The organism is Paenisporosarcina quisquiliarum, assembly GCF_043641925.1.
Taxonomy (GTDB): Bacteria; Bacillota; Bacilli; order Bacillales_A; family Planococcaceae; genus Paenisporosarcina; species Paenisporosarcina quisquiliarum_A.
On the sequence record NZ_JBHZRU010000016.1, the window covers coordinates 65,257 to 87,391 of the forward strand.

The window sequence follows — 22,135 nt, forward strand, 5'->3', positions numbered from 1 at the left end:
GAATGTTTGTTCTTATTGTATCATCGTGAGGAAAGTTTTGGCTACCGCCAACCGACATTCATCTTCCACCTACGCATTAGGCTTCATCCTTTTCATTCCTTGGGGTGGGAGTCTTCTGTCGAATAAACATAAAGTGAGGGATCTTCATGTATTTTATTGACCGAAATAACATAACCGCAACTTTGACTTATATGAATTCAATTGTGAATGTAATTGATAAAACATCTAAATTCCCACTCGGTGAAGTTGAGGAATTAGCATTAGAACGAATCGCCCAAAACATAATTGAGTCGATAATTGATGTTGGAAATTCAATGATTGATGGTTTTATCATGAGAGATCCGGGTAGTTACGACGATATTATTGATATTTTATTGGATGAAAAGGTAATTACTGCAGACATGGAATCATCATTAAAAGAAGTTTTAAGCCTTCGAAAAATGCTTGTCCGTGAATTTATGAATGTGGATCATCAACTAGTAGCTCAAATCTTAATCAAAAATATAAATACATTAAATGAATTTCCGAAAAAAATTGATCTGTATTTAACAAATGAACTTGGACCAGTTTCAGCATTCATCCCGGAGAATTCTTAATGAAGACATATAAGGCATATTGTATTGACCTGGATGGAACGTTGTATCGAGGGAACGAGCCAATACATGAAACTGTGCAGTTCGTCCATCAGTTACAAGATCAAGGAATCGAACCTTTTTATGTAACGAATAATGCATCCCAAACACCTGATCAAGTGTTGAGTAAATTGAGTGGATTTGGTGTACAAGCTAAACGGTCTCATATCATGACTTCTGCTTTGGCTGCCGCGAAATATATACGAATGCACTATCCAGGAAAAACCGTTTCGATGATTGGAGAGAGAGGATTAAGAGAAGCCCTTCTTGAAAACGAGATGGAAATAGTGGAAGAAGCATCAGATGTTTTTGTAATGGGAATCGACCGAGGAATATCGTATGAAAAAATAGCTCAAGCTTGCTTAGACGTACGTAGAGGTGCTGTTTTTATTTCCACGAATAGTGATCGTGCTTTTCCAAATGAACGTGGGCTTATGCCAGGGAATGGTGCGTGGACTGCAGTGGTACAAACATCGACAGGAGTGGAACCGATATATATCGGGAAACCCGAGGGACATATGCTGAATTTAATTCAAATGGAGCACGGATTTACGAAGGAAGAAATGGTGATGATCGGTGACAATTATGACACTGATATTTTAGCGGGAATTCAATTTGGTATTGATACTATACATGTAAATACAGGTGTAACAACGACCGAACAAGCATTAAAAAAACTTCATCAGCCAACCTATTGTATTGAGAATCTAATTTGTTTCAAATAAGTGTTTCTAGTTTTTTTAACAAGTAGTAGCAGAATTCACATGTTCATTTTGTATCGTGTAAATAAAAAACGAGAAGACCTTTTAAAAAGTCTTCTCGTTGGGTAATTAAAATAATGGGTTCTCATCTATATATTCATAAATCTTTTTTGTTAGTTCATCTGGAGATTCAGCTTCCACTAAATCGCCGTTAACCACTGCAAAAAAAGATTCTGCACATTTCGTACAATAACTTAAACATCCATATTCCAACACGTCTAGGTTTGGATCACGTTCAAGCTCTTCAAATGTTTTTTGAGAACCATTAGCTAAATTACTTACACAAAATTCAACCATTGGATTCATCATTGTCACCTCGCTACATGGACATGCTACTCTTTTTTTTTTCATCCGTCAAACACTGTGCGTTATTGTGAAACTTATCACAATCATTTATACTAACTGTATTGAAAGCAGTGAGTAAAGGGAGTTTTTTAAATGAAAAATTTAGTCTTATTAGGAGGCGGCTACGGTAACATGCGTGTGTTACTCCGTTTGCTACCTAACAATTTACCAGATGACATTCAAATCACATTAATCGATCGCACACCATTTCACAGTTTAAAAACTGAATTTTATGCGTTAGCTGCAGGAACGGTTTCTGACCAAGAAGTAAGAGTTGCTTATCCTGAACACGAACGACTTAAAACAGTATTTGGTGAAATCGTAGATATTAATCGAGAAGAAAAAATAATCGTCTTGGCTGACGATACTCAAGTGCCATATGATGATCTAGTTATTGGCCTGGGTTGCGAAGATAAATATCATGGCGTTCCTGGCGCAGATGAATTTACGTATAGTATTCAAACCATTCGTAAATCACGAGAAACGTATAACGAACTTTGTGGTTTACCTTCTGGATCCGTTGTTGGTATCGTCGGAGCAGGTCTGAGTGGTATTGAACTTGCCAGCGAATTGCGAGAATCTCGACCAGATCTTGCGATAAAATTATTTGATAGAAGTCCACGTATTTTACGTGATTTCCCTGAACGATTAAGTAATTTTGTTAAGAAGTGGTTTGACACTCATAATGTAGATGTTGTTAGTAACTCAAATATTACTAAAGTAGAACCTAAGATTTTATATAATCATGAAGAAACAATCGAAGTTGACGCAGTTGTATGGACTGCTGGTATTCAACCTGTGGCGCCAGTACGTGATTTAGAAACCGAAACAGACTCTATTGGTCGTGTAGTGATCACTCAGTATCACAACCTTCCAAATGATGAAAATGTTTATGTAGTTGGAGATTGTGCTGCATTGCCATACGCTCCAAGTGCTCAAGTTGCTGAAGAGCAGGCCGAACAAATTGTTCAAGTTTTGCAAGCTCGTTGGAAGGGCAAAGAGTTGCCTGAAACGATGCCTGAAATTAAACTTAAAGGTTTCCTAGGCTCATTAGGAAAGAAACAAGGCTTTGCATACCTAGCAGATCGAACAGTGACAGGGCGAATTGCTCGTTTATTAAAATCAGGTGTGTTATGGATGTACAAGTGGCATAATGGCTAATGTATATTAGAAACATTGATATAAAAACTTGTTTTGAAGTTATGAATGCGAGTATTGGTTGAAGTCGCTCAACACTCGCACACGATGTGCTATATTTTCATTTTAAAGAGGTTACCGAAGTGGATATTTATCTGCTCGGTAGCGTCTTTTTTTATTCTTTAATAAATATTTATATAAATGTTGGATGTGGTCAGCTTCAAAAAGCTATATGAAGTTTCTTGGCAAGATTATGTACATACTAAATCGTTTGCGGGAAATAACTATGACAAATGAAAGGAGGTACAATAATGAAGGGAAAATATATAGCTTTACCATTGGCGGCAGTATTACTTTTAAGTGGCTGTGCAGAAGATAATGAAGCGAATGAATTGGAAGTTGAGGATGCATTGTTGGAAGACAGTGGGTCGAACGATATAGGTAGCTGATGCAGTGGTTGCACTACACTATAGTAATTGTGTTGATAAGGAGGTGAGGTGAATTGTACACCACGCCTCCTTTATTTTATGAAATCTTAATCCTTCATTTCAGTAAATTAATTTTAGGTGAAATAATGAATTTATATGCATTTACAATTAGTATAATGGATAAAATAAACCGAGAAGTTAATCATATACTTCTCGGATTTTTCATTTTTATTCGTTTGTAAATCCGTGTTTTTCTAATTCCTGAAATACCGGCTGCAACTGAATATATCCTTCTCCAACAACTTCACCCTCGATCATAACAAGTGGATAAAAAAACTCGTCCTCTAATATGCGATTCGCTATTGCTTGGTGACGTTCGTCTTCAATTGGTTTCTCAATATCGATATACGTGAATGAAACAGAATGAGAAGGGTATTTTCGGCTTATAGCAGCTTGTAGCCATTCATGAGTATCTTTGGCTGTCGGTGCATTCACACAGCTCGCACAAATGATATCAGCACCGTAAATATCGATTGAAACAGATTTTTTGTCCATTCTGTTTAAGCTCCTTTGGATTAACTAATGGATTTTTTCTTCTCTTCACATTATAATGATTATAAGGAAAGGAGTCGAAAGATATGACTGATACAATGATGACAGAACAAGTTCAAGAAGTACTAGATAAATTACGCCCATTCTTACTCCGCGATGGAGGAGATTGTGAGCTTGTTGATATTGAGGAAGGCATTGTGAAACTTCGTCTTCTAGGTGCATGCGGAAGCTGCCCAAGTTCTACAATTACATTAAAAGCAGGTATTGAACGTGCATTATTGGAAGAAGTTCCAGGTGTCGTTGAAGTAGAACAAGTATTTTAAAACAAAAGTGTCGCTAGACTATGTACAGAAAGGAGCCTCTATTGGGCTCCTTTTTCTTTTTCTCCACGCATCAATTGCCATTGTTCTTTAGCCATTTCAATCAATTTTGGCTCTACAGTAGAACTTTGCTTTTCAATCGCTCTTGAGAAAAAGCGAGTTGCTTGTTCTCGATCGCCCAAACGACGTGATAATTCAGCAATCATATAAATAATTCGTAGTTCAGACATTTGAGTTCCTGCATAATCTTCGCTGGAATAGGAATCACTATATAGATTCCGTGCAATTGATATGAAACGCAATTCTTGTTCATGGTTTTTGTTGATTCTGTAAAGCCAAGCTGTTCTTAAAGCAAGTCCAGCAATAGCTACTGCCTTTTCTTTTTTTACAGTACCACTTAAATAAGCTAATTTATAAGCTGAAATCGCTTGATCAATGGTTCTTTCGTCGCCAAAAGAATGTGGTGTCCAGTTTGTAGAAATTTTCTCTTGAATTTCTTCTTTGACACCGGGTGCGAAATATTTTGTGAAATCCTCAGTAAATGAAAACCCACAATGTTCACAAACAAACACATTATAAAACAAGGGATTCGCTTCATTATTTAAATAAACAGGTTGAAAATCACTTTCCTGTTTTTCAACTTTCACAAATTTAGAACGTAATTTAGTTGTTTTAAATTTCTTTTTACAATGCAAACACTCTATTTCTTTCTGGTAGTGTGGAGTGAGTTCCATGCATATTCCTCATTTCTAAAACCTAATATCTTTATTATACCGAAAAAAGGTAAGATTTGTTTGAAATGACGAAGTTGTTGTTCTTGAATGAAGTGCCCCATACTTGATATGATAAGAATAAGAAGGAAGGTGGTACGTATGACACAATTAGTAGAATTATCAGAGTCAGCTGCTTACCAAGTGAAAGAAATGATGAAACATAACCAAGAAGAAGGCGCTTTTTTACGTGTTTCAGTAAATGGTGGCGGATGCAGCGGTTTGTCATATGGAATGGCTTTTGACAAAAAGAAGCAAGATGACGATACGATTTTAGAACAACACGGTTTAGAAATTCTTGTCTCAAAAGAAGATGCTCCAATATTAAATGGAACAGTTATTGATTATAAGCAATCATTAATGGGCGGTGGTTTTACGATTGAGAACCCAAATGCCATTGCATCATGTGGATGTGGATCTTCATTTAAAACCGCTACTAAAGAGGGAACACCTGAAAATTGCTAGGACTATAAAATCTTTGTCTTTTTCTGAAAAATTCAAACCTTTTACACTTGACAACATTCTATTGAAAACCATACTCAAAAGGACTATCATAGAGATAGTACGTTTGTCGAAAAATGGACAAATCGACTCTAGTCAACAATGAAGTATGTAAATACTTCTTTTTTGTTTGACTTAAGTTGTGTATATAAAACTATTCAAAGGTGGTTTCGATCTTCGTGAAAAGACCGACAATTTTAGTATTAGGCGCCGGATACGGCGGATTATCAACTGTAGTCAATCTACAAAAAATGATTGGTGTCGATGTTGCAGATATTACTTTGATTAACCAAAATGATTATCATTATGAGTCAACATGGTTACATGAAGCTTCTGCTGGAACATTACGTCCGGATCAAGTTCGTTATGATATTGCTGATGTTATTAAAGCAGACAAAGTGAAGTTTATTAAAGCTTCAGTTGAAGGCATTGATATCGCTGGTAAGCAAGTGACAACGAATAACGGTGTATTTACGTATGACTATTTAGTCATCGGTCTTGGATTCGAAGGCGAAACTTTCGGAATTCCTGGTTTGGATAAATATGCATTATCAATTGCAAATGTTAAAGCTGCTCGTCAAATTCGCGAGCATATTGAATATCAATTTGCTACATGGTCGATGGAAGAAGTTAAAGACGATAGTCGTTTAACGATTGTTGTTGGTGGAGCTGGTTTCACAGGTATTGAATTCTTAGGTGAATTAGGTAACCGTGTCCCTGAGCTTTGCAAAGAATTTGATGTGCCACAAGAAAAAGTACGCGTACTATGCGTAGAAGCAGCACCAATGGTATTACCAGGATTTGATCCTGAATTGGTTGAATATGCAGTTGGTCATCTTCAAGCTAAAGGAATCGAATTCTCAATTGGAACACCAGTTGTAGAAGCAACTCCTGAAGGCGTTAAGATTAAAAAAGGTGAAGAAGAATTTGATTTCGTTAAAGCTGGAACTGTCGTTTGGGCAGCCGGAGTACGCGGAAACCGTTTAATCGAGCAAACTGGTATTGAAAATATGCGTGCACGCGTTAAAGTTGAAAAAGATATGAGAGCTCCTGGTCACAATGATGTATTTATCGTTGGTGACTGTGCGTTATTAATTAACGAAGAAGTGAATCGTCCATATCCTCCAACAGCACAAATTGCAATGCAACAAGGTGTTACTGTTGCAAAAAACCTTATTGCTCTTATTAATGGTGAAGAAACAGAGACATTTGTTCCTGACTTAAAAGGTAGCGTATGTTCACTTGGAGAAGACGATGCAATTGGTGTTGTTTTCGGTAAAAAAGTGACAGGTGCTAAAGCTTCATTTATGAAGAAAATGGTCGATAACCGTGCTCTTTATATGTTAGGTGGCCCTTCATTAGTTGTGAAAAAAGGTAAATTTAACGTACTATAAAATGATTGAAAAGCTTCCATCAGAATTTCTGATGGGAGCTTTTTTTGATTTCTGCAATGATTTATAGGAATGCTACCAAGAACGCAACGTATAAAATCAAAGTACGTGAAAAATATATTTAAGAAAGTGAGAATAAACGAGTAAAAAGGAGATAAAATAAGAATAAGGTAAATGTATTCGTTTACATTTCTCTTTTATTTGTTTACAACCATTCAGACCCATGCTATATTATCAGAATATTAAGAAATAAAGGGAGATGTAAGTATGAAATCAAATAAAAAAAGTGGTCAACCCAATCAATGCCCATATTGCAAAGGTGAAGGATATTTCCAATTGCGTCTTGGTGGATCAGAAACATGTACGTGTTGTTCGGGATCAGGAAGAAAATAAAATAACATCATAAAGACCCTTTTCGTGAATTTGTCGAAAAGGGTCTTTATATGTGGAAATAAAGAAATATAGAAGAATTCGGATCGCCAATTGTTACAGAGCATTGAACATAGAGCTAGGAGATTGAAAGGAAATTCCCAATCATGTAAACTGAGAAAAGGAAGCATGGAGGGAAAAATAGAATGGATGGTAATTTTACACTTGTCACAATGATGTTATCCGTATTAATATTTTTAGTTATGTTCTTTGGGATTGGTTTCTTATTAAACATGCTTTTACGCATGACCTGGTTAATGGCGATTGTTTATCCGATTGTTGTAATCTTGATAATAGATGAGGTTGACTTCTTTGAATACTTCACTCAACCAGTAATGGCTTTCCAAGCTCTTGGAGATAAGTTGTTATCTTTACACTTTGCAGATATTACGATCTTAACGAGTGGTTTAATTGGCGCAATCATTGCGGGTATCGTTATTAAGCTTCTTCGTAAAAATGGATATCAAATGTTTTAAATGAAAAGCCATGTAACTCGATTGAGTTTACATGGTTTTTGACTGCATAAAAACAGAAAGTTGATTTCCATTGCGACGGACGCTTTCTTACCATTAGTCAATCGTTTTCTTATTTATTTTTCATGAAAATATAGATAGCACGATGGTATAAGCCTATTGCTTTACGTTTCGGCGCTCGCTTTCCGCGGGCACGGCTTCTGCCGCTTCACTCGCTCCGCTCGCTGCAGGGTCATCAGCTCGCGCTGTTCCCGCAGGAGTCTCGCGCCTACACTCCAAGCATCACGCAATCTGTATAAACAATGTAACTTCAGTTCTTGCTGATTCCGCCGGAGTCCCGTCTCCATTCCAATCAGTACCTGATAAATATGGAGAAAATAGATTTTTATTCGTATTAGGATATACATTAATTCTATTACTCACTACTGTAGCAATGGAGAATATAACTTCCAAAGACGATAATACACACCTAAAAACAACTGTATCAATAATTCCTTCAAGTGTAGAAGCTATCATGTCTAGCTCTTTAAAAGAAAATGAGATAGGTGAAATATCAAATATATAGTTACTTAAACAATCTTTGTACAGTGCGGTTGACATACATTTGGAAGCTATTTTAGTAGAAAAGTGGTTGGTTATTTCTGTAGACTCCTGCGGAAAAACGAAATACGCTAGACCCCACAGGCTAAGCTGGCTTTGACAGCTTAGCCGAGGAGGCTTGCGTTTCGTCCGCGGAAAGCGAAAGAAATAACCAACCACCTTTATTATTTATCAGGAAGTCAGATGTTATGGTGCTATTTGTTTAAAGTCAAAAGCCATGTAATCTCAAATGAGTTTACATGGCTTTTTCAACTGGATTTATAAGATGAAGGCATAAATTAAAATGGAGATTACTATGCCTGTTAACGCTCCCATAAATACTTCACTTGGTTTATGTCCCAATAAAGTCTTAAGTTCTTCAATTTTTTCAATATCTTTCTTTTGTGTCCATCCTTTTGATTGGCTCACAAAAGTTTGAAAGTCGGTACGCATTTGATTAATAATGATGGCTTGTTGTCCGGCTTGAAAACGGACACCCGTTGCATCAAACATCACGATAATCGCAAAAATAGCAGACACAGCAAATAGAGGAGAGCCAAGACCTGTTTCAAAGGCTATAGCTGTTGTTAAAGCAGTAACAGCCGCAGAATGGGAACTAGGCATACCGCCGGTAGAAGTGAATAGTTTCCAGTCCACTTTTCCAGTAATCAAATAGCCGATAGGTATTTTAACAAATTGAGCAAAAATAATACCGAATAATGCAGCTAGGAGTGGAGTATTTGTAAGAATATCCATTTAAATTCCACCCTTTCTAGTTGAGGTTTTGTTCTTTAATTATAACATAGATTAATAGGTGAAACCTTTCATGGGAAGGGACTTCAGATAATTCGAAATTCGGAACATATTCATATATAATAGAAATCGAGAGTATATAAATGGAGGGGTTCAGAATGAAAGTTCAAGTAGCAGAAGTTAACTTCAATGAAATTCAAAGTGACGTTTTAATTGTAGGAACTTTTAAGCATCCAGAAAATACACAAGGATGGTCAGATTTTAATTCGTTTTATGGGTCTTCATTAGAAAAATGGTTGAAATCTGGGGATATATCAAGTGATCGTAAAAAGATAACGAAATTACCTTCACTGAATGAGGGAAAACTTCAACGTATTTTCTTTGTAGGTTTAGGTGACCGAAAAACATTGAAACAAGATGAATTAAGAGACATCTTTGGTTTAGTAGGAAAAGAACTAGTATCAACAAAAACTTCAAATGTAACGATTTGGTTAGATTCATTTACAGCTGAAGACGAAATCCTTATTGAAGATGCAGCCTACTTAGCATCTGAAGGTATTGGTATGGGGATTTATAAAGTTCAGGGATATAAAACATCATCTAATGAAGTAGACCATTATTTAGATTATGTTGAAATGATGACAAATGCAGATTCACAAGAAATTGTGGCATATTTTGAAGTAGGAATGATTTACGCAGAAGCAGTAAATGAAGCACGAACTTTAGTCAATATGCCTTCAAATCTATTAACTGCTACAAAAATGGCAGAATATGCGAAAGAACTTGCCGAAAAGTATGACTTTGAATATGAAGAATTAGGAAAAGCTGAAATGGAAGAGTTAGGAATGGGAGCTATTTTAGCAGTAAACCAAGGCTCTACGGAAGAACCACGCCTAATGGTATTAAAATATCAAGGGAATGATGAATGGACAGATGTTGTCGGTTTAGTCGGTAAAGGAATCACGTATGACACCGGAGGTTACTCGATTAAGCCAAAAGATGGCTTGGTAGGTATGAAAGTGGATATGGGTGGAGCAGCGGCTGTTTTAGGCGCGATGCGTATTATAGGAGAGACGCAACCTAATAAAAATGTTATAGCGGTAATTGCTTCTACGGATAATATGATTTCTGGAAATGCATTTAAACCTGATGATGTTATCACTTCTTTGAGTGGGAAAACCATTGAAATTTTAAACACAGATGCTGAGGGCAGACTTGTTTTAGCTGACTCCGTAACGTATGCAAAACAGCAGGGAGCTAATTACATTGTCGATGTTGCAACGCTAACTGGTGGGGTAATCGTTGCTCTTGGTAAAGATAAAACTGGTGCGTTAACAAATGATGAAGCTTTCTTCGAAACATTTATGGAAGCTTCTGTTGAAACAGGCGAATTTGTATGGCGCCTTCCTTTAACGGAGAATGACAAAAAGAGAATTCGTAAAAGTGATGTTGCTGACTTAAATAATTCGCCAGGTCGTGATGGACATATGATATTTGGCGGTGGTTTTGTTGGCGAATTCGTTGAAAATACACCATGGATTCATTTAGACATCGCTGGAACATCTGATGCATCCTCTGCTCATGATTTAGGTCCTAAAGGTGGTACTGGTGCGATGGTACGTACCTTAGCGACATTAATTGAACGAATGAGTGAAGAAGTAACCGAGTAGGCATTAACCCTGTGTCTCTCATCCTTGAATTCATACGATAGGAAGGAGAGGAGGAGAGACATTTGGTGAATCGTTATCGTCCCTACTATGGTAGAGGGAGAGGATTTGGACGCGGATTTGGTGGAGGAGGTCTCGGCTTTTTTGGGGGACCTTTCTTGGGAGGACTTGCTGGTAGTTTGTTAGGTTCTACTTTATATCCGCAATACCGACCTTACCCTTATCAATATTATCCGCAGTATCCACCATACTATTACCCCCCCTATTATGGAGGGTATCCGTACCGTGGTTATTAATTAAAAAGGCAACAGCTTATTCCCTTAAAGGATTAGCTGTTGCCTTTTACTATTGTTTTTTTCTTCTTTCGTCAAGTACCGGAGCGAGTTCATCTTTCACTGAACCTTCCCACATTTTAACGCCTGTTAAATAAGCAGATCTACCAATAACATGACCTCCTACAGGACCTGTTATAAACAAGAAGACTATGCCTAAAAGAATTCGCGTATTTACATGGCCTTCGATGAACCAAAAGTGGAAGAACACCCCTAACAAAATAAACATGACTCCGAGAGTTGCACTTTTAGATGCAGCGTGAGTTCGGGAGTATACATCTGGTAATCGAATTAAACCAATGGCAGTCACTAATATAAAAATGACACCAAATACGATTGTTGAAATGATTAAAATATTAGCTAATATCATTGTCACGTTGAATAATCTCTCCCTTCTCTAGAAACTTAGAGAATGCAACCGTTCCGATGAACGCTAATATGGCTAACAATAAAATAATTTCTAAGAAAAAGCTAGTTCCCGCTAAAATTGAAATCATGCCAATCATACAGATAAGAGCTACACCTAGTGAATCGAGTGCAACCACACGATCTGGTACTGATGGTCCTTTAATAAGCCGAAAAATAAACGCCAACATGGAGAGACTTATTAATATAACCACACCCCAATAAAAGAACATCATTATCTGCTCACCTCCTGAATGGCTTTCTCAAATGTATTTTTGATCGAGTCAATCGCTTCGTCAGCATCGCCATAATTGAGAGCATGGATATAAAGCGTTTTAGAATCTTCCGATACATCTATCACAAGGGTTCCAGGTGTTAATGTGATTAAACTAGATAATAAGGTAATCTCCCAATCCTTCTCTAATACAATCGGTAAAGCAAAAATAGCTGGCTTTATTGGCATTTTAGGTTGAACGATTAAAAGAAGAACTTGAATATTTGCACTGATTAATTCTTTAAAGAATAATCCTATTAAACAGATGACTGCCCATACTCGGTGCATATAAAATCGACCTGGGAAAAAGCCTTTCGTTATCCATAACATTAAAGCGCCAAGTAAAAATCCAACAATGAATGTAGATGCATTAAAAGACACAGTCAAAAACATCCATAGAAATGCGATTAAAAAATTAATCATCATTTGAAAGGCCATTTAAGCACCTCCTAAAACGGCTTTAATATAAATAGATGGATCGAGCATTACATTTGAAGCGTCACTCATATAGGGTACAAGCCACTCAGAGCCAACTCCATACAATACGCTAATTCCAACTAATACAACCGCTGGAATGAATAATCCACGGTACACACTAGAAGATAGCATCTGAACTTTAACTGGTTCTCCCCAAAATGCATAAATGAATATACGAATGACGGATAGCAATACAACCAAACTCGAAGCTAATATGAATATGCTACCCCATAAATTATCTGCTTCAAATCCACCTTGAACAATTAATAACTTCCCGACAAACCCACTTAGTGGAGGAATTCCAGCTAAACCAAATGCAGCGATTAAATAGGTCCATCCTAAAGTTGGGTATGTCTTAATCAATCCACCCATTTTACGTAAATCAGAAGTGCCTGTAATGGCAATGATGATACCAATCAATAGGAAAAGTGCGCCTTTGATTAAGATATCGTGAATTAAGTAAAACACAGATCCCATTAAAGCTGGTTCATTCATTTGTGAAGCACCAAATAAGATAACCCCAACGGCGATAATGATGTTGTAAATAATGATTTTTTTAACATCAAAATAAGCTAGTGCACCAATACTTCCTGCAACGATCGTTAATATGGCAAGTATCATCAATAGTTCATGAGTAAATGCCTGATCAAGCGTAAAGAACAATGTATACGTACGCATGATTGCGTAAACTCCAACTTTGGTTAGCAACGCTCCGAATAATGCTAGAACTGGGATAGGTGGAGCGGCGTAAGAACTCGGTAACCAGAAATAAAGAGGGAATATTGCTCCTTTTAGTCCAAACACCATCAAAAACAATACTGCAATAACAGTGATAATACCGGGTTGGTTTACTTGTGCAATTTTCACAGATATATCAGCCATGTTTAGCGTTCCAATGACAGAATATAAGTAAGCTACTGTAACTACAAATAATGCAGATGAAATGACATTCACTAATATGTATTTGATGGATTCACGAAGTTGAATTTTCTCTCCACCTAGTACTATCAATAGATAGGAAGACATTAGCAATACTTCGAAAAAGACAAACATATTAAAGATATCACCAGTGGTGAAAGCTCCATTCACACCAGTTAACATAAACAAAATTCCTGGGTAGTAAAAATACGATTCACGATCACGGTCAATAAATGAGAAGCTGTACCACACCACAATAAGTGTGATGAGTGTGGAAGATAGTACGAGTAAAACCGACAACATATCTGACACCATTGAAATACCAAATGGTGCTGGCCAACTACCAAGTGTTATCGCTTGAATACCATCTGCTTTTACTTTGAATAATAAAACAAAGGTAACAAACAAAGTCAAAATTAAGGTTCCAAACGTAATCCATCTTTGTGCTAAACGATTTTTTGGAAATAACAATAAGATGGAAGCAAAGAGAAATGGAATTAGAATGGGGAACAAAAGTAAATTAATCATAGTCTTCAGTTCCTCTCATTAAGTTCATATTATCAGTTTCAAGCTCTTGATAAGAGCGATACGCCAATACTAAGAAAAAGGCGGTAACACCAAAACTAATAACAATCGCAGTTAAAATAAGCGCTTGTGGTAATGGATCTGCATAATTCGTAACACCTGGTGATACAACAGGTGGTGCGTCACCATCTAAACCACCCATTGTTAGTAGAAGCAAATGGGCTCCGTGACTAAGTAAGCCAGTACCAATAATAATTCGTAATAAACTTTTAGATAACATTAAATAAACAGCGGCCATGAACAAAAAGCCGATAACAAAACTCATGATAATTTCCATTAGTCATCAGCTCCAATCGATTGAATAATGGTCATCGTGACACCTACAACAACTAAGTAAACACCTGTATCAAATAACATTGCAGTGTGTAAAGACTGTTTACCTAATAACGGTAATTCAAAGTAATCAAATGCATGTGTGAAAAATGGAACGTTAAAGAAAATGGATCCTGCTGCTGTAGCGATTGCCACTAGTAATCCAACTGCTGTCATCACAGTGTAGTTAATCGGAAGTGCGGTAGTGACTGTTTTTAAATCGAATGCTAGCAACAATAAGACGATACCACTAGCAGTTAACAATCCTCCAACAAATCCACCACCAGGCGTATAATGACCTGCAAAAAAGATGTGAATCGAGAAAAGGAAAATGATGAAAAATATGAGTTTCGTCGTTGTTTGTAAAATAACATCATTCGTTTTCAATGCGATTCACCTCTTTCTTTTTCGTCAAACGCAATTTAATCATAGCGATAATACCAAGAGAAGCGATGGCTAAAACGGCAATTTCGAATAAGGTATCGAATCCACGGTAATCAACAAGTATAACGTTGACGATGTTTCCTCCACCAGCTTCAGAATACACAGTATCTTCATAATAAGAAGATATAGATGGTACCAGCTTTTGAGAATGTGCTGATAAAGCGATAATCGTTACCGTCACACCCACGCCAATTGCTACGAGTGCATTCCCAAGACGGAAACGCATCCGATTTTCGTGTCGATTTAATTTTGGTAAATGGTAAAAAGCGAGTAAAAACAAAGCGACAGAAACGGTTTCAATAACTAATTGTGTTAAGGCTAAGTCAGGTGCATTAAATACAACAAAGAATAAGGCAACAGAGTATCCAACTGCTCCCAAAGCAATAATAGAAGTTAGTCTAGATTTTGCTAAAAGAATTGTAATTGTACCTGCTATTAAAACCAATGCGATGATTAATTCATAAAAACGAATCGGCGCAAGAGTTGCAAAACTGACATCAAAGGCATTTTGAATAAAGACTGTCGAAACTGTTAATAAGACAATTCCAGTAAACATATACACCAAGTATGAACGGATGAATCCAGTCATGTAAAAGCGAGATACTCGGTTAGTTCCCACTTCGCTTAAGAACATCAAACTATCATAGAAACGGTTTAAGGTAAATCCAGATGGAAACTTCCCATATAAATGTTGCCATTTAGGCAATGTCCAATACAGCAAGAAACCAATCATGATAATACCTAATGTCATAAACAGTTCTATATTAGGACCATGCCAAGCTTTAACATGAACCTCGATATCGCTTGGTGATGCATATAGAAAAGGTTGAATCGCTAATACAGCTGGTTTAACCAAGGTATCACCAATCAGATTTGGAATAAAGAAGATGAGTAATACAAGCGTTCCTAAAATAGCAGGTGAAATCAGCATCCCAATAGGTGCTTCATGTGCTGTTTTAGGCAATAAGTTAGGTTGATGCTTTCCTGTAAAGGTGCGGAAAACAAAGTAGAAGCTATATACAAAAGTAAAGACACTCGCAATCCATGCAATGATTGGGAATAAAATACCCCATGTTTCAAAAGCAAAAAACTCAAATTCTGTAATCGAAAGCATGCCTGTTAAAAACATTTCTTTACTTAAGAATCCATTGAAAGGGGGAAGACCCGCCATAGATAAACTACCAATCATGGCAATCGTAAACGTAACCGGCATTAAGCTCATTAATCCGCCTAATTTCCTAATATCGCGCGTACCGGTTTCATGGTCAACAATCCCTGCAATCATGAACAAGCTACCCTTGAAGGTTGCATGATTAATCAAATGGAAGATTGCAGCGAAAGCAGCATATTTAAATATGTCATTTTCTTCAACACCTGTGTGGAACGAAATAGCTCCAGCACCAAGCAATGACATGATTAAACCTAGCTGACTAACTGTTGAGAAAGCAAGAATTCCTTTTAAATCTGTTTGTTTCAATGCAAAGAATGAACCCCAAAACAATGTTAATAAACCGATGCCTGTAACTAGCCAAATCCATATTTCTGAACTTGCATAAATCGGCGTAAAACGAGCAACTAAATATAATCCTGCTTTAACCATAGTGGCTGAATGTAGGTAAGCACTAACCGGTGTAGGTGCTTCCATAGCATCAGGTAACCAAATATAAAATGGAAACTGTGCAGATTTAGTAAATGCACCCAGTAAAACTAAAATGAGCGACCATACAAACCACTCATGATTAAGGAGAGTAGGTGCCTGTCCAATTAATTCTCGAATTGAATAGGTATCACCCATAATCGAAAGTAAAACAAATCCACCAAGCATCATCAATCCACCAAAAACAGTAATCATCATGGATTTGAGTGCGCCAAATCGGGATCGATCTCGCTTATACCAATATCCGATTAGTAGGAACGATGAAATGGATGTTAGTTCCCAAAAAAAGTACAAGCTAATCAGGTGGTCAGATTGAACAATTCCAAGCATAGCCGTCATGAAAAGCATCAAATACACATAGAAATTATGTAATTGTTCACGTGTTTTATCTAAATAGAAAATAGAATAAAGCACAACCAACGAACCAATTCCAGTAATCAAAAGTGAGAATAACAAGCTTAAACCGTCTATATAGGAAATAAACGAAATATCAAGCGTTGGAATCCACGGTAAAGAGGATGTAAATGTTTTACCTTTACTCACTTCCGGTAAAAAGGTCGTGTATACAGCAAACAAAAAGACCGGTACTAAAAGGGCGAACCAGCCTGTATGTATTCCGTTAATTTTCTTAAACAAAAACGGTATGAAAAGAGCCGCAATCATCGGAATGAATATGAAAAGTACAAATGACAAGTTAATCCTCCTTCATTAAGAAATTTAAATTTATTGTTTATAAAGTCAAGTATAGCGTAGTTTTAGGCGGATTGCATGAGTGACTACTCAAAGGAAAGGTTGCTAACGATGTATTTTCTCAGCTATGATAAATAGGAAGAAACATCGCAGATAATGAGGGAAGTTCATGAAAAATCCATATATTTTTGGTTATTTACCACTGATCACAATTATCTTATTTAGTTTAACTTTTGGTGTGTTTACCGTTACAGAAGCATTAGATTTATTTAAAGGAATCGGCGTCTATTCCGGTATGAGAGAATTTTTGTCTGATTTACAGTTGCGATTGTTTTTATTAATCGTCTTCGCCTTGTTCTATTTTATGGTTTTTTCAGCTTTAAAATTGATTGCTGAAACCATTCATGAATTAGCGATGCTTTTTTTCTCTAAAGATTTTGAAGGTCATACCATACACCACGCTAGAGGTGGATACGTAGTTTACTTTTTTGGTGGTTTAGCGTCTGTTCTCGGGATTCAATCACTGCCGATCTTAATCCTCATCTTTGGTGTGACAACCTTTATCTATTTCATTTATGTTATTTATAAGTTAAGTCATACGATGACGATGTCTGGTACAGTCGGGATGATTTTATTTGAAATAGTGGTTTGGAGTCTATTTATATCATTAGTTGTCTATGTTTTATTGAAACTTTACAACGGATTAATGGCAAGTTTGCCTTTCTTAGAATAAAAACAGGGGTGTTCCAAGAGTCACGAAAAGTGACCTCTAGAACACCCCTTTGCTATGTCTAAAAAGATATTACCGTTTTATTAACTCCGAGAATAAATAATGGTGAATTTTTTCAGATTCAATATCTCCCATATCACGTGGTTGATCGTATCCGATCCAAACAGTGGCCGTATATTCTTCTGTTAGTCCGGCTAGCCAAAAGTCATGAAAATCATTAGTAGTACCAGTTTTCGCTCCAATATAACTTGAATCCCCTTGAACTCCAATGCCAGTGCCGTTATCTACAACATCCTGTAGCATAGATCTCATGTAGGATATAGTCTCAGCTGACCAAATTTCTTGTGTTTCTGAATCCCATGCATATAAAATATCCCCATTTTTATTTTTCACAGATCGGATTGCACGGGTAGGTTGATATTGTCCATTTATAAAACTAGAATAAGCGTCCGCCATTTGTAAACTAGTTACCCCGTTATTAAATCCACCAATTGCTGCCGGGAAATTATGATCTTCGCTGTTGACTTCACTAAATTGGAATCGATTTAGAAATCCAAAAGCTTGTTCGATTCCAACGGTTTCCAGTAGTCGAACAGCCGGAGTATTATAACTAAATCGAAAAGCTTGTTTGATCGTTACATCACCATAAACTGCACCACCATAATTTTGTGGACAAAACGATCCAATACAATATTTTCCTCCATTAACTTGACTTTCAGGTGAATATTCCGTTGTTTCAAAAAAAGGTGCGTAAACAAGTAATGGTTTTATCGCTGAACCAGGTTGTCGGTAACCTTGATAGGCTCTGTGAAAATCAAATTTACGATAATCCTTACCACCATAAAGGGCAATAATTTCCCGGGTTTTATTGTCAATCAATGCACCTGATGCTTGCAATTCGGTATTTTCTAGTTTTTTGTTAAAACTGCGATCTATCGATTGCTGCTTGAGGGGATCTAAACTCGTCTCGATCGTTACACCAGTGGATACAATTTCATCCACTTTACTTTTTAACTCTGCTTTAATCAAATCTTTCATGGCAGGATCTTGTGCTTTTTCTAAGCGTTCAGCAAATCCGTCTTTCTCCGCAATTAAGTCTGATAATTCTTTAATGACGTATGTACTGTAGGAAGGATACTGTTGGACTTTTTGTTTGGTTTTTAACGTAATTTTTTGTGATTTGAAATCATTCGCTTGTGCTTGCGTTATCGTCCCATTTTTAGCTAAAACATCTAGTAAAAGTTCTTGACGAAGTTTCGTCTCATTAAAATTCTTAAGAGGATTATAGAGCGATGGGTTATTTGGAATGGCCGCTAAAAATGCCATTTCTGCTTCCGTACACTCAACTAAATTCTTTTGGAAATAATACGTGGCAGCTGCACCAATTCCATACACTTGATTACTAAAATACATTTCATTCATATACATTTCTAAAATCTTTTCTTTAGATGAAACTTGTTCTAATTCATACGCATATAAAAGTTCGGTTACTTTCCGTTCATAGGTTTTTTCTTCCGTTAAATAACGCATGCGAACTAATTGTTGTGTGATGGTACTACCACCTTGTTGTGATTGTTGTGCAGAAGAATTTGACACAACAGCACGAACAATCGCGCTTAAATCATATCCGACATGTTCATAAAAATCGGTATCTTCACTTTGAATAAAAAGCTCTTGAATAAAGAAAGGAATATCCTCATATTCTAAAGGTTTTCGCCACTCAACATATTCTTCTGAAAATATTTTGCCATTTCGGTCTTTCATTACTACTGGAGAAGAAAAAGAAGGTTCCGTTAACTGGATGGAACTTTTTACTTGCGTTTGAAATTGAGTAGCTGCATGAATTTCACTTCCTATTTGCGTATATAAAAAGACCATGATTGGCAAGGTTAATAATATTGTCGTTATTCCAATCAATTTTCGCATCCTGAAACCTCCTTTCTAGTAAATACCTACAAAAATAATAGCACACTTTTCTCTATGAAAAGTGTGCTAATTGTACCTCATGCACGTTGATGTGCTTCTTCTTCTAACAAAACATCTTCAAAATCTTGATCTGGCATTTTGCGTGTCAAAATGAGAACTATATAGGATAGAAGGAATAAGGCACCTGTAACAAAAAATACGGATGATATTCCGATAAAACCACTAACAATTCCACCAAACATCGGTCCAATAATACTACCTAAAAAGCGAAAACTTGTATTATAACCCATTACTTCCCCTTGAATTTCAATAGGGGATTCTCTTCTAACAAGTGCAGTTGTGATCGGAATCAGTCCACCGACTGCGATTCCGAATAACAATCGTAAACCAATCAGTTGCCATAATTCAGTTACAAACGCTTGAGGGACGATAAACAAAAAGGCAAGTAAGAGAAGGAAGGTTAATACTTTCTCGTACCCAATTGAATCACCTAATCTACCCCAATATCTTGCAAATAGTAGATTACCTATTCCAGCAGCACTAAAAGTAATACCTGCCAGAAACGCCACATCAGTTGAGTCAGTTAATCCAGCAACATACAGAGATAATAGTGGTTGTATACTAAAATTCCCGATTTGAATTAACGAAGTAATAATCATGACATGTAACAACAATCTATGATGCATTAAACCCGCAAATACCGTTTTTCTCGTATATACATGCGCGTCAGCAGATGGCGCTTTGCGGATTTCATTAATTCCGATCATAACAAGCACGGCCGCTAACGATATAACAACCGAGGTAATAACAAATGTATATTGGAATCCGAATGAGTCAGCAAGTAATCCACCTAGAACAGGACCAAACAACGTTCCGGAAACACTCCCCATTTGTAACGTACCTAGCGTTTTCCCTGCAACTTCTTTAGGAGTTTGGGAACTGATAAAAGCCAATGAGGTTGGGATGAAACCCGTTACAATTCCCATAAACAAACGCAAGAAGAAAAACGCTTCAACAGAATCAACAAATCCCATCAATAAAATACTGATCGATATACCAAAACCATTGATAATTAGGATTGGTTTATATCCGAATTTATCTGCGATTCTACCCCAAATCGGAGACATTAAAAAAGCAGAAACAAAAGTAATACCAAAAACCATGCCGGACCACTTTTGGACATAAGCATCTGAAAAATCACCCATTGTGTTAATATATAGGGATAAAAAAGGCATAATCATGGTCGCTGTGCCAGCTACTAAAAAATTGGAAACAAACATTATATAGAAATTTCTTTTTTGTACGGTCATACGTTCACTTCTTTCTAAAACAAAAACATTGCATTCATAACCCATACTATTATAAAACATTTCGGCTTCCGAATAAAGTGATATGCCTTAATTACTGTAAAAACAAAAGTAATATGATAGAATATCTGAGGGTGAAACGAAAATGAAAAAACAAGGTTTATTGGTCATTTTTAGTGCAATTCTGATACTATCAGGTTGCGGAACTAAGAAAGAAGATCAAGCAGAAAAAAACAATGAAGCTGTTGAAGAGACTAAAACATCAGCCTCAGAAAAAGGAGAGAGTCAAATGTATCCACAATTATCAAAAGAAGTTGCATCAAACGAAGCGTTAGTAGTTATGAACACAACAATGGGAGCAATCAAAATAAAATTATTCCCTGAGGTAGCACCTAAAACTGTTGAAAACTTTATCACTCATGCAGAAAATGGTTATTATGACGGCATTATCTTCCACCGCATCATCCAAGATTTCATGATTCAAGGTGGAGATCCAACAGGTACAGGTATGGGTGGCGAAAGCATTTACGGTTCTACATTTGAAGATGAGTTCTCAGATAAAGCGTTCAACCTACGTGGAGCTTTATCAATGGCTAACGCTGGACCTGGTACAAATGGAAGCCAATTCTTTATCGTTCAGGCGAGCCGTGTAGATTCAAGCATGTTAGGCCAAATGAAAAAAGCTGGTTACCCAGAAGAAATTATCGAAGCATACTCTACAACTGGTGGAACACCTTGGTTAGACAACAAACATACAGTTTTTGGACAAGTTATCGAAGGATTAGAAGTTATTGATAAAATGGCTGCAGTTCAAAAAAATGGTAGCGACAAGCCACTTGAAGATATTAAGATCGAATCGATCGAAGTACTTCAAAAATAAGTTAGGAAGTGTCAAATATGAGTTCATGGATGGTTATCCTGTTTCTCTATTTTCCTGAAGACAAATCAGAGTATATACCCGCAGCAATCAGCTTCATCATTTTTTCAATTGCTTGTGTCTTAACTTTTAGATGGATTGTGAAGAAGTCTAAAAAACAAGAAGAGCAAGTGAAGGAATTAGAAGAAAGAGTGTTGCGTGAACGTCAGCTAGAAAAAGAAAACAATCAATGAGAATAGAAATGGCCGACCCCGTTATGGAGTCGGCCATTTATGTTTTTAGACATAGAAAATGTTGATTTTCATTTCGGCGGACGCTTTCCGCGGGCACTTCTTCAGCCGCTTCCCTCGCGAAGCTCAGTCCAGGGTCTTCAGTGCGTGCTGTTTGAGGCCACTGAAAAAGACATGTTTTTTGGCTATCTATAAGTTTGGAGTATCATAAAAATAAAAAAAGGGACTTTATT

General features: G+C 36.7%; 27 protein-coding genes. 14 read left to right on the plus strand and 13 right to left on the minus strand.

Going from position 1 to position 22,135, the window contains the following annotated elements; all coding sequences use genetic code 11:
• Positions 1-146: 146 nt before the first annotated feature.
• Both ACHUE4_RS12410 and ACHUE4_RS12415 read left to right on the plus strand, forming a co-directional pair.
• A complete protein-coding gene (locus ACHUE4_RS12410) occupies positions 147-596 on the plus strand; it encodes a DUF86 domain-containing protein (RefSeq protein WP_394190484.1) in 450 nt (149 codons plus the stop codon).
• Positions 596-1,357, plus strand: a complete 762-nt coding sequence (locus ACHUE4_RS12415; protein ID WP_394190486.1) for a TIGR01457 family HAD-type hydrolase — start codon at positions 596-598, stop codon at positions 1,355-1,357. Before ACHUE4_RS12410 ends, ACHUE4_RS12415 begins: the two co-directional genes overlap by 1 nt.
• A 105-nt stretch (positions 1,358-1,462) precedes the next feature.
• Here the strand turns inward: ACHUE4_RS12415 and ACHUE4_RS12420 are convergent, their stop codons facing one another.
• Complete coding sequence (locus tag ACHUE4_RS12420) at positions 1,463-1,699, minus strand: YuzB family protein (protein WP_394190488.1); 237 nt, start codon at positions 1,697-1,699, stop codon at positions 1,463-1,465.
• A gap of 132 nt (positions 1,700-1,831) precedes the next feature.
• Between ACHUE4_RS12420 and ACHUE4_RS12425 the strand changes: the two genes are divergently transcribed.
• A complete protein-coding gene (locus ACHUE4_RS12425; RefSeq protein WP_394190490.1) occupies positions 1,832-2,899 on the plus strand; it encodes an NAD(P)/FAD-dependent oxidoreductase in 1,068 nt (355 codons plus the stop codon).
• A 287-nt stretch (positions 2,900-3,186) separates the two neighbouring features.
• Positions 3,187-3,324 carry a hypothetical protein gene (locus ACHUE4_RS12430; RefSeq protein ID WP_394190492.1) on the plus strand — a complete coding sequence of 46 codons (138 nt, stop codon included), beginning with the start codon at positions 3,187-3,189 and terminating at the stop codon, positions 3,322-3,324.
• A 207-nt stretch (positions 3,325-3,531) separates the two neighbouring features.
• Here ACHUE4_RS12430 and ACHUE4_RS12435 read toward each other — a convergent pair whose 3' ends face one another.
• On the minus strand, positions 3,532-3,858 hold the full coding sequence (locus ACHUE4_RS12435) for a YuzD family protein (protein ID WP_394190494.1): 327 nt from the start codon (positions 3,856-3,858) through the stop codon (positions 3,532-3,534).
• An 83-nt stretch (positions 3,859-3,941) separates the two neighbouring features.
• On the opposite strand from ACHUE4_RS12435, the gene ACHUE4_RS12440 reads away from it, so the two are divergent.
• Positions 3,942-4,178: a NifU family protein gene (locus ACHUE4_RS12440; RefSeq protein ID WP_394190496.1), complete on the plus strand. Its 237-nt coding sequence runs from the start codon at positions 3,942-3,944 to the stop codon at positions 4,176-4,178.
• Positions 4,179-4,216: 38 nt separating this feature from the next.
• On the opposite strand, the gene ACHUE4_RS12445 is transcribed toward ACHUE4_RS12440, so the two are convergent.
• Entirely contained in the window at positions 4,217-4,909 is a 693-nt protein-coding gene (locus ACHUE4_RS12445; protein WP_394190498.1) for a DUF2225 domain-containing protein, read from the minus strand.
• Between the two features lie 138 nt (positions 4,910-5,047).
• Between ACHUE4_RS12445 and ACHUE4_RS12450 the strand changes: the two genes are divergently transcribed.
• The 4 genes from ACHUE4_RS12450 (at position 5,048) to ACHUE4_RS12465 (ending at position 7,742) form a co-directional block, all read left to right on the plus strand.
• Entirely contained in the window at positions 5,048-5,410 is a 363-nt protein-coding gene (locus tag ACHUE4_RS12450) for a HesB/IscA family protein (protein WP_394190500.1), read from the plus strand.
• Positions 5,411-5,625: 215 nt separating this feature from the next.
• Positions 5,626-6,840 (plus strand): NAD(P)/FAD-dependent oxidoreductase, encoded by a 1,215-nt coding sequence (locus tag ACHUE4_RS12455; protein ID WP_394190502.1) that lies wholly within the window; start codon positions 5,626-5,628, stop codon positions 6,838-6,840.
• 264 nt (positions 6,841-7,104) lie between these two features.
• Positions 7,105-7,230: a YuiA family protein gene (locus tag ACHUE4_RS12460; protein ID WP_394190504.1), complete on the plus strand. Its 126-nt coding sequence runs from the start codon at positions 7,105-7,107 to the stop codon at positions 7,228-7,230.
• Positions 7,231-7,412: 182 nt separating this feature from the next.
• A complete protein-coding gene (locus tag ACHUE4_RS12465) occupies positions 7,413-7,742 on the plus strand; it encodes a YuiB family protein (protein WP_394190506.1) in 330 nt (109 codons plus the stop codon).
• Between the two features lie 855 nt (positions 7,743-8,597).
• Here the strand turns inward: ACHUE4_RS12465 and ACHUE4_RS12470 are convergent.
• Positions 8,598-9,074, minus strand: a complete 477-nt coding sequence (locus tag ACHUE4_RS12470; RefSeq protein ID WP_394190507.1) for a divergent PAP2 family protein — start codon at positions 9,072-9,074, stop codon at positions 8,598-8,600.
• A 155-nt stretch (positions 9,075-9,229) separates the two neighbouring features.
• On the opposite strand from ACHUE4_RS12470, the gene ACHUE4_RS12475 reads away from it, so the two are divergent.
• Positions 9,230-10,741 carry a leucyl aminopeptidase gene (locus ACHUE4_RS12475; RefSeq protein ID WP_394190509.1) on the plus strand — a complete coding sequence of 504 codons (1,512 nt, stop codon included), beginning with the start codon at positions 9,230-9,232 and terminating at the stop codon, positions 10,739-10,741.
• Between the two features lie 62 nt (positions 10,742-10,803).
• Positions 10,804-11,034 (plus strand): hypothetical protein, encoded by a 231-nt coding sequence (locus ACHUE4_RS12480; RefSeq protein WP_394190511.1) that lies wholly within the window; start codon positions 10,804-10,806, stop codon positions 11,032-11,034.
• Between the two features lie 49 nt (positions 11,035-11,083).
• On the opposite strand, the gene mnhG is transcribed toward ACHUE4_RS12480, so the two are convergent.
• Genes mnhG through ACHUE4_RS12515 form a run of 7 tightly spaced genes read right to left on the minus strand, consistent with a single transcriptional unit; the run spans position 11,084 to position 16,835 of the window.
• Complete coding sequence (gene mnhG / locus ACHUE4_RS12485; RefSeq protein ID WP_394190535.1) at positions 11,084-11,440, minus strand: monovalent cation/H(+) antiporter subunit G; 357 nt, start codon at positions 11,438-11,440, stop codon at positions 11,084-11,086.
• Positions 11,427-11,711 (minus strand): Na(+)/H(+) antiporter subunit F1, encoded by a 285-nt coding sequence (locus ACHUE4_RS12490; protein ID WP_394190513.1) that lies wholly within the window; start codon positions 11,709-11,711, stop codon positions 11,427-11,429. Before ACHUE4_RS12490 ends, mnhG begins: the two co-directional genes overlap by 14 nt.
• Positions 11,711-12,187, minus strand: coding sequence for a Na+/H+ antiporter subunit E (locus tag ACHUE4_RS12495; protein ID WP_394190515.1), 477 nt, complete (start codon positions 12,185-12,187; stop codon positions 11,711-11,713). Before ACHUE4_RS12495 ends, ACHUE4_RS12490 begins: the two co-directional genes overlap by 1 nt.
• Positions 12,188-13,672, minus strand: a complete 1,485-nt coding sequence (locus ACHUE4_RS12500; RefSeq protein WP_394190517.1) for a Na+/H+ antiporter subunit D — start codon at positions 13,670-13,672, stop codon at positions 12,188-12,190.
• A complete protein-coding gene (locus tag ACHUE4_RS12505) occupies positions 13,665-14,006 on the minus strand; it encodes a Na(+)/H(+) antiporter subunit C (protein ID WP_394190519.1) in 342 nt (113 codons plus the stop codon). The genes ACHUE4_RS12500 and ACHUE4_RS12505 overlap by 8 nt, the downstream gene beginning before the upstream one ends.
• Entirely contained in the window at positions 14,006-14,428 is a 423-nt protein-coding gene (locus ACHUE4_RS12510) for a Na(+)/H(+) antiporter subunit B (RefSeq protein WP_394190521.1), read from the minus strand. The genes ACHUE4_RS12505 and ACHUE4_RS12510 overlap by 1 nt, the downstream gene beginning before the upstream one ends.
• Complete coding sequence (locus ACHUE4_RS12515) at positions 14,415-16,835, minus strand: Na+/H+ antiporter subunit A (protein WP_394190523.1); 2,421 nt, start codon at positions 16,833-16,835, stop codon at positions 14,415-14,417. Before ACHUE4_RS12515 ends, ACHUE4_RS12510 begins: the two co-directional genes overlap by 14 nt.
• A gap of 166 nt (positions 16,836-17,001) precedes the next feature.
• Here ACHUE4_RS12515 and ACHUE4_RS12520 point away from each other — a divergent pair, with 166 nt between their 5' ends.
• Positions 17,002-17,565, plus strand: coding sequence for a YufK family protein (locus tag ACHUE4_RS12520; protein WP_394190525.1), 564 nt, complete (start codon positions 17,002-17,004; stop codon positions 17,563-17,565).
• A 69-nt stretch (positions 17,566-17,634) separates the two neighbouring features.
• On the opposite strand, the gene ACHUE4_RS12525 is transcribed toward ACHUE4_RS12520, so the two are convergent.
• Together ACHUE4_RS12525 and ACHUE4_RS12530 are read right to left on the minus strand one after the other, a co-directional pair.
• On the minus strand, positions 17,635-19,488 hold the full coding sequence (locus ACHUE4_RS12525; protein WP_394190527.1) for a transglycosylase domain-containing protein: 1,854 nt from the start codon (positions 19,486-19,488) through the stop codon (positions 17,635-17,637).
• Between the two features lie 77 nt (positions 19,489-19,565).
• Entirely contained in the window at positions 19,566-20,798 is a 1,233-nt protein-coding gene (locus ACHUE4_RS12530) for an MFS transporter (protein WP_394190529.1), read from the minus strand.
• 286 nt (positions 20,799-21,084) lie between these two features.
• Between ACHUE4_RS12530 and ACHUE4_RS12535 the strand changes: the two genes are divergently transcribed.
• Positions 21,085-21,675, plus strand: a complete 591-nt coding sequence (locus ACHUE4_RS12535; RefSeq protein WP_394190537.1) for a peptidylprolyl isomerase — start codon at positions 21,085-21,087, stop codon at positions 21,673-21,675.
• A gap of 17 nt (positions 21,676-21,692) precedes the next feature.
• Entirely contained in the window at positions 21,693-21,905 is a 213-nt protein-coding gene (locus ACHUE4_RS12540; protein WP_394190531.1) for a hypothetical protein, read from the plus strand.
• The last annotated feature ends 230 nt before the right edge of the window (positions 21,906-22,135 follow it).

Coding starts and splice junctions, on each gene's coding strand:
- ACHUE4_RS12410 (WP_394190484.1), top strand. CDS start 147: ATGTATTTTATTGACCGAAATAACATAACCGCAACTTTGACTTATATG.
- ACHUE4_RS12415 (WP_394190486.1), top strand. CDS start 596: ATGAAGACATATAAGGCATATTGTATTGACCTGGATGGAACGTTGTAT.
- ACHUE4_RS12420 (WP_394190488.1), bottom strand. CDS start 1,699: ATGAATCCAATGGTTGAATTTTGTGTAAGTAATTTAGCTAATGGTTCT.
- ACHUE4_RS12425 (WP_394190490.1), top strand. CDS start 1,832: ATGAAAAATTTAGTCTTATTAGGAGGCGGCTACGGTAACATGCGTGTG.
- ACHUE4_RS12430 (WP_394190492.1), top strand. CDS start 3,187: ATGAAGGGAAAATATATAGCTTTACCATTGGCGGCAGTATTACTTTTA.
- ACHUE4_RS12435 (WP_394190494.1), bottom strand. CDS start 3,858: ATGGACAAAAAATCTGTTTCAATCGATATTTACGGTGCTGATATCATT.
- ACHUE4_RS12440 (WP_394190496.1), top strand. CDS start 3,942: ATGACTGATACAATGATGACAGAACAAGTTCAAGAAGTACTAGATAAA.
- ACHUE4_RS12445 (WP_394190498.1), bottom strand. CDS start 4,909: ATGGAACTCACTCCACACTACCAGAAAGAAATAGAGTGTTTGCATTGT.
- ACHUE4_RS12450 (WP_394190500.1), top strand. CDS start 5,048: ATGACACAATTAGTAGAATTATCAGAGTCAGCTGCTTACCAAGTGAAA.
- ACHUE4_RS12460 (WP_394190504.1), top strand. CDS start 7,105: ATGAAATCAAATAAAAAAAGTGGTCAACCCAATCAATGCCCATATTGC.
- ACHUE4_RS12465 (WP_394190506.1), top strand. CDS start 7,413: ATGGATGGTAATTTTACACTTGTCACAATGATGTTATCCGTATTAATA.
- ACHUE4_RS12470 (WP_394190507.1), bottom strand. CDS start 9,074: ATGGATATTCTTACAAATACTCCACTCCTAGCTGCATTATTCGGTATT.
- ACHUE4_RS12475 (WP_394190509.1), top strand. CDS start 9,230: ATGAAAGTTCAAGTAGCAGAAGTTAACTTCAATGAAATTCAAAGTGAC.
- mnhG (WP_394190535.1), bottom strand. CDS start 11,440: ATGATATTAGCTAATATTTTAATCATTTCAACAATCGTATTTGGTGTC.
- ACHUE4_RS12490 (WP_394190513.1), bottom strand. CDS start 11,711: ATGATGTTCTTTTATTGGGGTGTGGTTATATTAATAAGTCTCTCCATG.
- ACHUE4_RS12495 (WP_394190515.1), bottom strand. CDS start 12,187: ATGGCCTTTCAAATGATGATTAATTTTTTAATCGCATTTCTATGGATG.
- ACHUE4_RS12500 (WP_394190517.1), bottom strand. CDS start 13,672: ATGATTAATTTACTTTTGTTCCCCATTCTAATTCCATTTCTCTTTGCT.
- ACHUE4_RS12505 (WP_394190519.1), bottom strand. CDS start 14,006: ATGGAAATTATCATGAGTTTTGTTATCGGCTTTTTGTTCATGGCCGCT.
- ACHUE4_RS12520 (WP_394190525.1), top strand. CDS start 17,002: ATGAAAAATCCATATATTTTTGGTTATTTACCACTGATCACAATTATC.
- ACHUE4_RS12525 (WP_394190527.1), bottom strand. CDS start 19,488: ATGCGAAAATTGATTGGAATAACGACAATATTATTAACCTTGCCAATC.
- ACHUE4_RS12530 (WP_394190529.1), bottom strand. CDS start 20,798: ATGACCGTACAAAAAAGAAATTTCTATATAATGTTTGTTTCCAATTTT.
- ACHUE4_RS12535 (WP_394190537.1), top strand. CDS start 21,085: ATGTATCCACAATTATCAAAAGAAGTTGCATCAAACGAAGCGTTAGTA.
- ACHUE4_RS12540 (WP_394190531.1), top strand. CDS start 21,693: ATGAGTTCATGGATGGTTATCCTGTTTCTCTATTTTCCTGAAGACAAA.